General features: G+C 52.9%; 9 protein-coding genes. 6 read left to right on the forward strand and 3 right to left on the reverse strand.

Going from position 1 to position 13,613, the window contains the following annotated elements:
- Positions 1–91: 91 nt before the first annotated feature.
- Positions 92–1,870 carry a RagB/SusD family nutrient uptake outer membrane protein gene (locus J2I47_RS13320; protein WP_207365089.1) on the reverse strand — a complete coding sequence of 593 codons (1,779 nt, stop codon included), beginning with the start codon at positions 1,868–1,870 and terminating at the stop codon, positions 92–94.
- A gap of 27 nt (positions 1,871–1,897) precedes the next feature.
- Positions 1,898–5,086 (reverse strand): SusC/RagA family TonB-linked outer membrane protein, encoded by a 3,189-nt coding sequence (locus J2I47_RS13325; protein WP_207365090.1) that lies wholly within the window; start codon positions 5,084–5,086, stop codon positions 1,898–1,900.
- Positions 5,087–5,681: 595 nt separating this feature from the next.
- Between J2I47_RS13325 and J2I47_RS13330 the strand changes: the two genes are divergently transcribed.
- The 3 genes from J2I47_RS13330 to J2I47_RS13340 all read left to right on the forward strand — a co-directional run bounded on the left by J2I47_RS13330 (position 5,682) and on the right by J2I47_RS13340 (position 7,721).
- Positions 5,682–6,329 (forward strand): hypothetical protein, encoded by a 648-nt coding sequence (locus tag J2I47_RS13330; protein WP_207365091.1) that lies wholly within the window; start codon positions 5,682–5,684, stop codon positions 6,327–6,329.
- Between the two features lie 132 nt (positions 6,330–6,461).
- A complete protein-coding gene (locus tag J2I47_RS13335; protein ID WP_207365092.1) occupies positions 6,462–7,286 on the forward strand; it encodes a PD-(D/E)XK nuclease-like domain-containing protein in 825 nt (274 codons plus the stop codon).
- Between the two features lie 51 nt (positions 7,287–7,337).
- Positions 7,338–7,721 carry a hypothetical protein gene (locus tag J2I47_RS13340; RefSeq protein WP_207365093.1) on the forward strand — a complete coding sequence of 128 codons (384 nt, stop codon included), beginning with the start codon at positions 7,338–7,340 and terminating at the stop codon, positions 7,719–7,721.
- Here J2I47_RS13340 and J2I47_RS13345 read toward each other — a convergent pair.
- Positions 7,718–11,431, reverse strand: a complete 3,714-nt coding sequence (locus J2I47_RS13345) for a CRTAC1 family protein (protein ID WP_229374590.1) — start codon at positions 11,429–11,431, stop codon at positions 7,718–7,720. The two genes, J2I47_RS13340 and J2I47_RS13345, sit on opposite strands and share 4 nt — an antisense overlap.
- 187 nt (positions 11,432–11,618) lie before the next feature.
- On the opposite strand from J2I47_RS13345, the gene J2I47_RS13350 reads away from it, so the two are divergent.
- Genes J2I47_RS13350 through J2I47_RS13360 form a run of 3 tightly spaced genes read left to right on the forward strand, consistent with a single transcriptional unit; the run spans position 11,619 to position 13,612 of the window.
- Positions 11,619–11,921, forward strand: a complete 303-nt coding sequence (locus J2I47_RS13350) for a type II toxin-antitoxin system HigB family toxin (protein WP_207365250.1) — start codon at positions 11,619–11,621, stop codon at positions 11,919–11,921.
- A gap of 2 nt (positions 11,922–11,923) precedes the next feature.
- Positions 11,924–12,289: a helix-turn-helix domain-containing protein gene (locus J2I47_RS13355; RefSeq protein ID WP_207365094.1), complete on the forward strand. Its 366-nt coding sequence runs from the start codon at positions 11,924–11,926 to the stop codon at positions 12,287–12,289.
- A gap of 45 nt (positions 12,290–12,334) precedes the next feature.
- On the forward strand, positions 12,335–13,612 hold the full coding sequence (locus J2I47_RS13360) for an AGE family epimerase/isomerase (protein ID WP_207365095.1): 1,278 nt from the start codon (positions 12,335–12,337) through the stop codon (positions 13,610–13,612).
- Position 13,613: the final 1 nt, after the last annotated feature.

A 13,613-nucleotide genomic window follows, 5' to 3' on the forward strand; every position in this document is an offset into this window, starting at 1 on the left:
CCATGGTTCAACAGTCAAAGTTGGCTGACGCATGAGTACGCTCGCATCAGCCAACCTTAAACGTTGAACCATGGACGTTAAACATTATCCTTTACTTATACGCCGGGTTTTGCACCAGGGTTGGTTTACCATTCAGGTAGGCAAAGTCAATGGCGTCTTGTGGAATGGGGTAATATTCATGCTTACCCTTCACAAATTTGGCATCTTTCAGATAGGTCCGTTTTGTAGCTTCTTTCGTCACGTATTCATTTAGTGTTTCAGAAGCAATGCCCCAACGCACCAGGTCGAAGAAACGGTGACCTTCCATGGCAAACTCGATCCGGGTCTCATGCCGAACCGCCTTGCGAGCCAATGCCTTATCGGTCCAGGGAGCCGTGTATTTTTTGATTACGTAGTTGGCAGCCGGGGCTTCGGTGACGGTATAATCGTCGCGTTTGGCACCCTGCGTAGCTTTTTTCACGAAATCAGCGGGATTAGCAGCGCGACCACGCACCAGGTTCACCAGTTCCTGCGCACGTGCCAGGCTACCTACTTCCACTTCGCACTCGGCCAGCCACAGCAGCACGTGCGCGTAGCGGATGAGGCGGTAGTTGTTGGCCGTCAGGTTACCCCAGCCACCTACGCCCGTAAACGCTTTCGAGGCTACGTGCTTCTTGGGCGAATAGGGACCGGCGTAAGTCTGGTCACGAATGAAGTCGCTGTTGTGGATTTTGAAATCGCGGTACAGGATGCCCCGGCGACCCACGTTCCAGTCGAGGCGGGGATCGAGGGGCACCGTCGATGGCGTAAATGGATCGTCCAGTTTCACGCCCTGATCACTTTTCACGTCTACGTTATTGAACGTGTCGAGCAGGGGCAGGCCGTTGGCATCGGTCTGGTGGGCATTCACCAGGTTCTGCGATGGCTGGTAGAACCCACAGCAGCCCCAGGGTGAGGCATAAGGGTGAGCCAGGCCAACCCCCCGCGACGAAGCACCGTCGTCAGAAGAGGAAACCGCATACTGCACTTCAAAGATTGACTCCCGGTTGTTGCGCAACGCACCCGCGTCGAAATTCTCCGAATATTTATCCATAAGGCTGTACCGACCGCTGGTTACGATCTGATCCAGTACGGCTTTTGCCTGCGTGAGTTTGGCAGCGTTGGGTGCGCCTGTGCTTACGTTGAAACCCTGATACATATAGGCTTTGGCCAAATGCGCCAGTGCTGCCCATTTAGTTGGTCGACCCACGTCTCCTTGCTTATCGGGCAGGGCATCGGCAGCGGCTTTGAAATCAGCCTCGATATTTGGCCAGATGTCTTTGTCGTTGGGGATCTTGGTGCTGTTCGGGTCATTTACATCATAGGCCTTATCATCAATATAGGGCACGTCGCGGAAGATTTTCTTGGCCTCGAAATGATAGTATCCACGCAGAAAACGGGCTTCGGCTTCAATCGTCTTTTTCCGGTCAGCCGAAATGTCGGCCGCGGCAGCCAGGTTGTCAATCACGTCGTTGGTGCGGGCAATACCCTCATACAACCCCCGCCACTTGTTCTTGATGTGGCCGTTGGTAGGCTGAAAATCGTAGCGCTCAATAAACGATTGCTCTGGCTGGTCGCCAGCGTCAGTGCCTTTGTAGGCATCGTCGGAAGGGATCCCACCGAACACCCAGTTTTGCACTTCATTTTCCCAGGGAGCCTGCCCGTCGATACCCTCACCGTCGAGCATGGCATAGGCACCTACCAGAATACCCTCGATACCCTTCAGGTTAGTGAGCGACGTAGGGCTATATTGGCCTTTGGGTGTGTTTGTCAGAAATTCATCACTGCACGAATGCATGGACAGCAAGCCGATCAGGCTGAGGCCGGTGATGGTTAAGCGTTTGTTTATCATAATGGTAAAGTCTTGATATCGTGGTGATTAGAAACTTAGGTTCAGGCCAACTGTTATCGTGCGCGACACAGGCATGTAGCCACCATCAAAGCCCAGCGTACGGTTACCCCCCGTGCCGCTGATTTCGGGATTCAGGCCTGTATATCCCGTGAAGGTTAACAGGTTCTGGCCCTGCAGATAAACCTGCGCGTTACCCAACCCAACACGGTTTGCCAAAACGGCAGGCAGTGTATAGCCAAGCTGAACGTTCTTCAAGCGGAAGTACGATCCGTCTTCGACGAAGTACGTAGAAGGGCGGCTGCTAACCTGGTCATTGGCATCAGGAATGGGTACCGTGCCGCCTTTGTTGGTGGGCGACCATGCTTCGTACAACGCCCGGCGTGAACGGTTGCCCTGGAACGTGTTGAAGTCGGTGAAATAGCGGGTATAGTTGAAAATCTTGTTCCCCTGCGAACCTGAGCCAAACAGGGTCAAGTCGAATGGTCCGTAGCCTACGTTTACGTTAATACCGTAGGTGAAGTCGGGATGCGGGCTACCAATAAAGGTCCGGTCGTCGTCGTTGATTTTGCCGTCGCCATTGATGTCGGCGATTTTGAACTTACCCGCCCGGTTGTAGCCGTCAACATACGGTGCCCACGCTTTGGCTTCTTCGTCGCTCTGGAAAATGCCCAGCACTTTGTAGCCATAAAATGATGAAATCGACTGCCCCACTTTCGTACGCGTTACGGCACCACCCGGCACCCGTGAGTTATCGCCAAAGATGGTAGTACCCGTGCTTTCGTCTAGTTTGAGCACCTCGTTCCGGTACGTCGAGAAGTTTACGCTGGTACTGTAGCGCATCTTGCCGGTCGTGTTTTTGTAGGTGATACCCAGATCGACACCCCGGTTGCGCATCTCACCCACGTTGAACGCCGGCACGCCAGCGTCTCCGTGCGAGAACGTAAACGGGCTGGCAATCAGCATGTTGGTAGTTAACCGGGTCCACAAATCGAATTCGATATTGAGGTGGTTCTTCAGCAGCGTTGCATCAATACCGAAGTTAGTCGACGTGGTCGTTTCCCACTTGGCATTGGGGTTACCAAAGTTGCGGATATCAAATCCCTGATTGGCATCTGATGCACTGCCGTTGACAGGATAACCCGAGTGGAACGTGTCGGACTGGTAGGTGGTGTAGGCATTGTAATCACCAATTTCCTGGTTACCCGTCTGACCCCAGCCAGCCCTGATTTTTAAGTCATTCACAAACGACAACCCGTCTTTCATGAAGGCTTCGTCTGAGATACGCCAGCCTGCGCTGACGGCCGGGAAAAGAGCCGCTTGTCCTGACCCCTGGAAACGTGACGACCGGTCCTGCCGCAGAATGGCCTGGAACAAATAGCGGTCATTGTAGGCGTAGTTCAATTTCCCGAAATAAGAGAACAGCGAGAAGTCGCGCTCAACCCGGCCACCGTTGGTCGACGTTGACCGGCTGCCCAAATCGAGGTAGCTCTGAATGTCTTTCTGCTCGTTGAAGAACCGTTGACGGCCGGCCTCAAAAAACTCCTGGAAAGCCCGGATTGCTTCCGTACCCACGTAGGCATCTACCTTGTGAAGCGCATTGAATGTTTTGGAGTAGCTCACCGTGTTAGTCCACACCCACTGGTACCCATAACGGCTCTGGTCGGTCAGGCCGTTAATGAAGTTGCCTTCAATGTATTCGGGGTTTGCGCGGCCCAGGTATTTAGCCCGGTCTGAGTTGGCGTCGATACCCAATGAAGTCTTCACCGTTATGCCGGGCACAACGTCGGCCTCCAGGTACGTGTTGCCCAACACCCGCAGGCTATTGTAGCGGTTTTCCTGGTCACGATACAGCGTAGCATAGGGGTTCGAGTTGTTACCCAGGTTCAGGCCGCGGCTACCGGCGAAGTTGCCAGCGATGTCATAGACGGGCAGCAGCGGGTGGTGCTTATAAGAACCTGACACGGCGTTTTGCTCTTCGCTGTTACCAAAACCACCCTTGCGAGAACCATAGGAAATGGTCAGGTTCTCACCGATGCGGAACCGCTTTTTCACCGTAAACTCTGAGTTAGCGCGCACCGAATAGCGATCATAGCCAATAAACTTGACTGTACCATCCTGGCTGAAATAGCCTGCTGATAAGGCAAAACGGCCGTTTTCAGAACCGCCCGATGCGCCAACCTGATAATTCCGGATGGGCGCCGTCTGTGTTACTTCGTCAAACCAGTTTGTGTTGGCCGACTTCGTAATGGCGTAGATGTTGTCGGGGGTCAGTGAGTATAGTTTGGGGTCAACAGCGGCCGTACCCTCTTTGCCTGCGCTTGGAAATACATAAGCCGGAATCGTCACCTCGCCGTTCGGCCCAAACGTATACTGGCCATGTGAAGGCGTCTTACCCGCATTGATATCGGCCAGATACAGGTACTTGCCAAGGTCTGCCGAACTTAACACTTCACCTTTTTTGGCCCATTGCTGCATTCCATAATAAGCATCAATGTTGATCCTGGCCGCACCCGGCTTGCCGCGTTTGGTCGTGATGATAACTACCCCATTACCTGCCCGTGAGCCGTAGATGGAAGCCGCCGTGGCATCTTTCAGCACCTGAAACGTTTCGATATCGTTCTGATTCAGGTTGCTGATATTTTGCGTGGGTACCCCATCAACAATGTATAGCGGGTCATTATTACCCACTGTTCCGAAACCACGTATGCGTACCGTGGCACCACCGCCCGGTGTAGCATCGTTGATGACCGTTACGCCAGCCACACGTCCCTGCAACTGCTGCGACACGTCGGAGGCTGGTAGAGATAGCAAATCACGGGGATTGACCGTGGCTACAGCCCCGGTGATCTCACGTTTCGATTGACTGCTGTAACCAGTCACAACCACTTCACTCAGACTGGCTACATCTTCGGCCAGCGTTACGTTGATGGCGGTTTTGTTGCCGACGGTTACCTCCTGCGATTTGAAGCCAATATAAGAGATTACCAATACGGCATCGTTGGGGGCTGTGATTTGGTAATTACCGCCAGCATCGCTCGTCACACCACGGGTAGTACCCTTGATCGTAATATTCACACCCGGTATCCCGGTTCCATCGGTCTGTGACGTTACACGTCCCGTTCGATTGGTGCCCTGACCAAATACTGTCACACTCACTAACATGAGGCACAGCACCAGCCCGAGATAGCCTGTCCTGGCTAAGTAAAAATTTGACATAGTTTTGAGGGATATATGATTGTTTTTACAGAGTAATCAGAATTGATTACCTGCTACCAAAATAGATATTTAGCCAGGCGACTACAAGCAACTTTAAACCAGGCAAGAAATAGTTATACAAAAGCTAGTGATAAAAGCTGTTTTTAGTTAAAAAAATACAATTGTATAGAATATGTATGTACATCGTTTTGAGTAAAATAAGTCACTGTTTTAGTTATACGACGTACACTGTATTTGCGTATTTATACATAGGTGTGTACCTGCGCATAGAGCTGATAACGGGCATTCGGGGAATATTCCAGTGGATATTATGTTTTAGCTAAAACACATGGAGGCAACCAGATTCCCTTTCTACGAAGCGAGAACTAGGCGCACAACTCATATATATTAATTCGTTGATAGTCAGCCACTTATATTATACCTTTTCCTCTTGACTCTGTCTTCTTCAGAGGCAGAATCCACTATATAAAATCAGAGCTTTATATTTTTGAATTTGACTACTATAACGTATCTTTAACTCAGTAAACAACCCCCTTAAAAAGGCAAAAGGGGTCTCAACCGGACCCCCTGCTCGAACAGTAAACAACAAATACTAATGAACACGCAAAGCAAGAACACAATCGAGACAATTCAAAACGCAGAGGTCCTGAAACCGTATCAAAAGTTTCATGAGGGCACTGGTGAAGTGGTTAGTCGCTATAAATACCTGGAGGGTCACCCCCGGCAGTATCGGTTCGATGCCAAAGAGGGCGTGTTCAACATCAACGGTACCGAGAAAGTGGGCCGTACGCTGACATTTCAGCCTATTGCCTGGCGCATTTTCACAGACAACATCCTGAACATGGGCACCAAGAACTGGGCCGAGCTGTTTTTCATTGATGAGAAAAACTGTGTTTCGGCGGTGCTGTTCCACGGTTATTCGGTCGACAATATTTTCCGCCTCATCGAGCCACTGTATTATGACGACCTGACCCTGGCCGACGTAGTGATCACAGCCGTAGCTGAGAAGAAAGAGAACAACAAAATTCAGCCTAAAGGTGTCTACTACATCGCCAACTTCAGCTATAAGATGGCCGACGCCGAAAAAACGGCTGAGTTGAAGCAATACGCGAACGATTACAAGGTGTTCCGCCAGGAAACGCTCACCGACATTGCCAACATCAAGACGGCATTCAACTATTACAATCCCTTCGCTCACGCGATTGACGAACCTGCTCCGGCCCTGTTGACGGCGGGAGAATAAAATTGGTTTAACGTTCAAGGGCTAAAGTCTAACACGGTCCGCCGCTGCGGTTGCTTCGCGTGCGCTGTAGCAGAGCGCGAAGCAACCGCAGCGGCGGACCGTGTTAGACTTTAGCCATGAAACTCATCCCGCATGCTATCTCCGTTGTCATTCGATCAGTTGCCCCAGGCGGCGCTGTCGTTTAGGCGGGCGCTGCCCGTTGATTATCGCTCGTTGCCGCGCGTGTCGAACTCCGACCTGACCCGGCTGAAAGAAGAGCAACTAGGTGCGATGCCTTCGGCGCGGTGGGCCACAGACCGGACCCGCACCTTTGGCAAAGCTTTTCACCAGCATTTGCTGGAACCAGAGTCGGTAGCCACCGTGATGGAACAACTCCTGCCCGACCTGGCCAACGAACGGCTTACGGCCACTGAACAGGTAAAACTGGACGGGCTGATGAAAACGGTACAGCGCGACTCGTTTTGCCGCCGCTATCTGCGTCAGGCCGACCGCTGGGCCAGCCAGCAGGAACGGCTGTTCACTGGCCTCGACGAGATTCAACCACAAACAGGGCAAAGCGAGCGCGAACGGGTGGTTCTTTTCACTGATCCTACCACGCAACAACCCTGCAAAGCCCGCCTCGATCTGGTCTATACCAGCCCGAAACGCCAGAACGCCCTAATTCTGGATTTTAAAACCACGTCGGCCCGTACTCAGGCGCAGTTTCTGCAAAGCTGCTACGATTACGACTACGACCGGCAGGTGGCGTTCTACCTCGATAGTCTCCGTTACGCCGACAACAACGAATGGGCCGATACTAAACGGTTCCGGTTTGTGCTCATTGGCGTGATGAAACAAAGGCCCCACCGCCTGTTTGCTGTTGATGCAACATCCATTCCGGGGTTTGTGGATTATGGGCGAAAAAAGTACCGATTCTGGCTCAGAAAGTGGCAGGAGTCGAGCGGTTTAATGGACTAATTGGCGTCTGATTTTGTTCTAAATAGAGGGCCGCTTTACGGTCTAACACTCATGGAAACAAGCACTCAGTTTACCGATACCGCCAGCCTCACCGCCGCTCTATTGTCGGTGCGACCTTCCCGAATTCAGTTCGATTGGGGTACCGATAACTGGGTTCTCTGGATCGAAGACCTCAGCATCACGGGTACGCTGCTCGACCAGATGGCTGAGGTGATTGACCGGGTAGGCTTCGCCATCGAACTACAGACCGGCTGGGACCACCGTGAGGAAGCAGACACCTTCCACCCGTTATTTGGCTATCGGCTTCTCCTGCGCGACGCTACGGGCCTCTGGCACGGTATACGGGTCGACGCCGCCGGACGATTCATAAACACCACGCCTTTGCAGGAACTGGATTACGAAATCGCCTACGACAAAGTGATGTGGATTGACTAGCGTTTCTCGGTACGGCTGCGGCCACTGGCGTCGATCACGTCGATTCGCGTCACCCGAGGTCCAACCCATAACGCGCGGCTCGACTGCGACAAAAACGAATTGCCCCAGGGCAGTTCGTTTTTTTGTTTGTGGCCGTCGGCGAAGGTCAGCAATACGGCTACATCAGAAGGTTTTGGACGAAATAGCTTGCCCGCAACCGCCCCGCCAAACGCACAGAGCATACCCCGGTTCTGGCTGGCTACATACAGTGGATTACCCTTGGCATCGGGCAGGCTGACAAATCCTTTGGCATTACCCGGCACACAAAAGCCAGAACGGGCCATAGGTTGCGGCACAAAACCACCTTTACCATCGCCGCGCAGGTAGAGGCCATTCAGCGCATCATAACGGCCAATCAGCACTTCACCGCTGTAGTCATTACCTACCGCCAGCAGGTCCAGCTTTCCGTCATGATCAACGTCGGTAGCCGACATACCAAATAGCGGAGCCAGTTGTGCCTGCATGGGTAGCGGACGCATCTCGAAAGCCCCGTTGCCTTTGTTTTCGATATACATCGACCGCAATTCGTTGGCCTCCAGAACAGTAGCCTGCTTCATTTCTTCAGGTTTGAGCAGCTTGTCGATACTCGCCTGGGTGAAATCGCGGTACTGTTGAAAACGTCCCCGCATCAGAATCATTTGTTTGATCAGGTCGTCGCGGCCATGAAACGTGAACTCGCGACGCTTACCCGTTTCGTCAGGAATGAATACGGTCGGGATGGCATCATAAAAGCCATTGTTATCGAAATCGCCAGCGTAGAGCCGCACAGGCTCTTTTTCATTTGCCCGCATCCGGGCGTTGAGGCCCAGGTTACCAGCCACGTAGTCGATATCGCCATCATTGTCGAAATCACCTGCCGTGAGGGAGTTCCACCAGCCCAACTTGTTGCCCAGCTGTTTGTCGGCTTGTTTGTTTTGGAGTTTGCCCTGCTGGTTTTCCAGGAGTGTGACAGGCATCCATTCACCAGCAAGAAGCAGATCGGGGTCGCCGTCGTTGTCGGGGTCAGTCCAGAGGGCGTCGCAAACGAGGCCGATGTCTTTTAGAGCGGGGGCAACCTGAGCCGTAACATCGGTGAAGTGAGGTTGGCCCGGTTTTCCCCCGTCGTTGCGCAGCAACAGGCTCGACGTGGCTTTAGGGTACTGGTCGGGCACTACGCGGCCACCCACAAACAAATCCAGGTCACCATCTTTGTCAAAATCCGCCGCTTTCACGCACGATTTGCTGGTGGTGTTGGCGGGTAGCGCCCCCACCGCCAGCGTAAATTGCCCGGTGCCGTCGTTCACGTAAAGCCGATCCTGGTAAGCCGTGGGGGTGTTGTTGCCTTCTACGCTGCCACTGGCAATGTATAAATCCAGATCACCGTCGGCATCGGCGTCGAAGAAAAGCGTACCCATATCTTCCTCCACTTTTTGCTCCGGCGTTTGAGCAGGCAGGCCCTTTTTCTCTACGAAAGCGCCTGACGCTGTCTGCAACAGCAGTTGCCCCACGTGCTGCCGCGAGCCGCCCACAAACATATCATCCAGCCCGTCGCCGTTGACATCGCCCACCGACACCGCCGGACCAAACTGCGAAAGCTTGTGAGGCAACAATTTCTGGTTGTTGAAGTCGATGTATTCAGGCTCCGTATGAGTAATGGCGAGACCCAGCGAATCGGTCACGTCGCGCAGCAGCGGCCGCACGGGGCGGTTTTCGGTGGGCGTTTCGGTGGCATCGGCTTGCCGAAGGGCCAGCACCTGATTAGGCTTCACGTTGCGTAACGTTTGCTGGCGGGCGGGCTGCCCATCGTGCGCGGGCCATATCACCCGCAGTTCATCAATTTTAGTGACGTCACCCAGGCCAATATGGCCAATGGGCTCTACAGTAGAGAGATAACCGCGATAGGGACTATGCTCATACACCTGCTGCCTGACCTCTCCGGCGCGGTTTTTATAATGAACTTCCACAAACGCGCCCAGTCCCATGCGGTTATGGTCGGGTCCGGCGAATGTCAGCCGCAGGTAGCCCGCCTTGGCTGGAACCTCCGCCCCCACCTTGTCGATCAGGTTGTTGCGGTACACAAAGGCCGAGTCGTTGATGTTGTTGACCACATAATCCAGGTCACCGTCATTATCGAGATCACCGTAGGCAGCGCCATTCGAGAAGCTCGGCGTTTTCATGCCCCAGGCTTCGGTCACGTCTTCGAAGTTGGGGATATTGCTGGCATCTGAAACGCCCTTATTGCGGAAGGCGTAGTTTGGGATTTTCACCACCGGAATCTGGTCCAGCAAAAACCGTTTCGTCGCCACCGACGAACTTTGCGCCCGAAATGATACGAAATCGCGGTCGGTTACGTCCTTCGGAAACCCATTGGTAATCAACAAGTCACGATAGCCGTCGTTGTCGAAGTCAACCAGCGACGGTGCCCAGCTCCAGTCCGTTTCGGCCACGTCAGTCAACAAGCTAATCTCGCTGAAGAGTGGCGCTCCTTTTTCCACCTGTTGCACGGGTACCTCATGACCAGGCATCATCAGCGGCTGCCCGGTAGTGAGGCCCCGCGTACCGGGTCTAGGCCCCTGATTTAGTTGCAATGTGTTGCGGACATACTGGTAATTGAAGCCATAATGCTCGTTGTTGAGGTAGGTTTGGTAATTGTTTGGCCCCACCAGCATCTTCTTGCGGAAGTTGTCGCGTGGGAGCATGTCCACGGCCACAATGTCCATCAGCCCGTCGTTGTTAATGTCGGCCACATCGTTGCCCATCGCTGAACTGCTGGTGTGTTTAAAATACTGACCAGCTTCATCACGAAATCCAGTATGTTGACTACCAGCGTGTTGATTCACCCAAAGCAGGTCGTCGGAGAGGTAATCGTTGGTCACATAGACGTCGCGCCAGCCATCGCGGTTCAGGTCGGTGATGTTGATACCCAATCCAAAACCTTCCATCTGGATGCCTTCCTGCTTCGACACGTTAGTAAAGACGGGGTGGCCCAGTTTTGCGTCGAAGTCATTGCGGTACAGGCGGTCGGTCGTTTTCGACGAACCGTCGGCTAGCTTGTAGTGATATGAGTTGGGGCTACCCTGCTCAATGGTATTGGTGAGCACGTACAGATCCAAATCACCGTCGTTGTCGTAGTCGAAAAAAGCCGCGTTGGTAGTATGGCCGTTGTCGGCGATGCCATATTCACGGGCCATCTCACGAAACACGGGGGCACCATGCTGAACGCCCTGATTCACAAACAGCATGTTCTCGCGCTTCACCGAATCTTTGCTCACAGTAGCACCCACGTATAGGTCCATCCGCCCGTCGTTGTTAATATCTACCGCTGCCACGCCCGAACACCATTTGCCCCCACCGCCAACGCCCGCCGCAGGGGTAATATCGCGGAACTTGAGTTCATGCGTATTGGGTTGGGTCTGATTCAGAAACAGCCGGTTAGGCACCTGATTCCCAGTGAAGAATACGTCGGTGCGACCGTCATTATCGAAGTCGGCAAGAGCCACACCGCCGCCATTATAGATGTATTCAAAATCAACAATGTTCATGCTGTCATTGTCGATGATGCGGTTGGCGAAGGTGATGCCAGTGTCTTCAGCAGGCAGAAGTGAAAAGAGCGGTTTTTGACCAAGCTGGCAGGCATCAAGACCAATAAAAAGGCTCAATACAGTGCACAAACTCAGTAAACGGGTATTCATACGCATGAAAACGGCGGGTTGCATTTTATAAAAATAACAGGGTACAATTTACGCATTCCACGTTTAAGAGACCCAAACGAATCCGTTGAAACCAACTCAGCTTTTCGATACCCACAGGATGTTGTTTCACATTTCGAAAAAAGAATTCATATTTGGAAATTCCTACCGTGATCAATACGTTACAAGAATGGTTGTAATCAGCAAGACCACACTCAATGAGTTTGGCAAAAACAATCCAGATGTCGCATCAGCATTAAATGACTGGTACACAATTGTTCGCGCAGCCAACTGGCGAGCGTTTGCTGATATAAAGCAGACATTTAATTCTGTTGACTACGTTGGTGATAACCGGTACGTTTTCAACATTAAAGGCAATCAGTATCGGTTAGTAGCTCTTGTTTTTTTCTCTGTCCGCACTGTATACATCAAGTTTATTGGTACACACAGTGCATATGATCGAATAGACGTTACCACAATAGACTCGAAATAGTCATGACCGTACAAAACTGGGCTGAACATAAGGCTGCCCTTCAGGAGCTTGATCAGTTGATACTGGATGGTTTCGAAGGAAATACAGAACGCGAAGCTCATTTCGCGCAACTAGCATTAGCTGTAGAGACTTTCGAAGACAGTATTCCACTGATGCCAATTCGGGTACCGGAGACGCTACCAGGCCTGATTCAGGTAAAAATGGCCGAACGCCAGATGAAGCAAAAAGATATGGCTACGTTCTTGGATATTTCTGCCGCACGCTTCTCAGAGTTTATGAACGGCAAGCGGCGTATCACGATTGATTTAGCCAAAAAACTCTACGAACGCCTCGACATCAGTCCAGAGTTTATTCTAAAAAAAGCGTAAACGACTGCCTGCTGCCACTACCCACTCCCACTCTTCTTTCCTCTATTGTTCGACTTTAGCAAAATAGCCTCCGATTGCCAGCGGGCGCTGGTCGATGATCTGATTCCGTTCTGGCTGCGTCATGCCTGCGACGGTATTGGCGGAGGATATTTTGATTACCTCACGGCTACCGGTCAGGCCATTGAGGCCGATAAGCAGGTAGCCCGGCAGGCAGAACAGGTATGGGCGTTTGCCTATCTCTACACCACCGTCGAAGCTGACCCGGACTGGCTCGACCACGCCCAGCATGGAGCCGATTTTCTGGCGCAATTTGCCCATACCGATCAGATGGCCTGTTACACCCGCCTCGACCGGATGGGGCAGCCCATAGCGCCTACCCACGGTTCCGCCACCCACGATCCACTAACGGGTGCTCGTGTAGCCTCTGCCTATGCTCAGATGCACCTGGCCACAGCCGATGACCAGTGGGCAATGCTGGCGAAACAGACACTGCACATAGCTCTTCGGCACTACCAGACTGCCCGCGAAAAGGCCCTCGCGGCCACTACAGAGCCAGTTGCCTTACGACATTTAAGTTGGCCGGTGGCTCTGCTTCGTGCCCTGCTCGACGCCCGCCCGCTGTTTACCCTTCCCGACTGGAAAGAAGCCGCGGAGCCGTTGCTCGACGAAATTCTAAACGAGTTCTTAGACAAGCGCCAGGACATTCTGCGCGAGTGGGTACTGCCCGGTGGTGCGTTCAGTCACACGCCCGAAGGCCGACGCGTCAGCACAGGTCTGACAATGGAAACAACCGACTTGCTGATTGATGTGGGGGTTATGCTCGGTAACCGAAAATTGATACTCCAGGCCATGACCGAGTGCCTACGTCAGTGCCAGTGGGCATGGCAAGGGCCTGCCGAAGATCATCCGGCTCGTAACGCACCAAGAGCGATGTCGGCATCGGCCGACGTGTCAACGCAGGGATTGGTGCAATGGGTAGACTGGAAAGACCTGCCTGTAGTGTTTGCCGACGCAAACCATCGACTTGCATCGGTGCATGGGCTGGCACTGGCAGCACTGGCTAACGGCTACCTGCACACCCGTCACCCCGACGGTCCACGTTGGCTTCACCGGGTAGCTAATTATGCATTCGGCCATTTTTCCGACCCCCGCCACAAAGCCTGGCATATGTCTCTATCGGCTCAAAATCAATTGGTTAGCGCGTTTAAGACCACTGCCGACAACGGTTGCTACGCGCTCATACGTGGCCTTGCCAGCACATGGCAATACCTCGAACAGTGCGCCAAACTACAGCCAACAGGCATACGGGTTGCCAGTCATTAGT

The sequence above is a fragment of the Fibrella rubiginis genome (assembly GCF_017353185.1).
Classification (GTDB): Bacteria; Bacteroidota; Bacteroidia; order Cytophagales; family Spirosomataceae; genus Fibrella; species Fibrella rubiginis.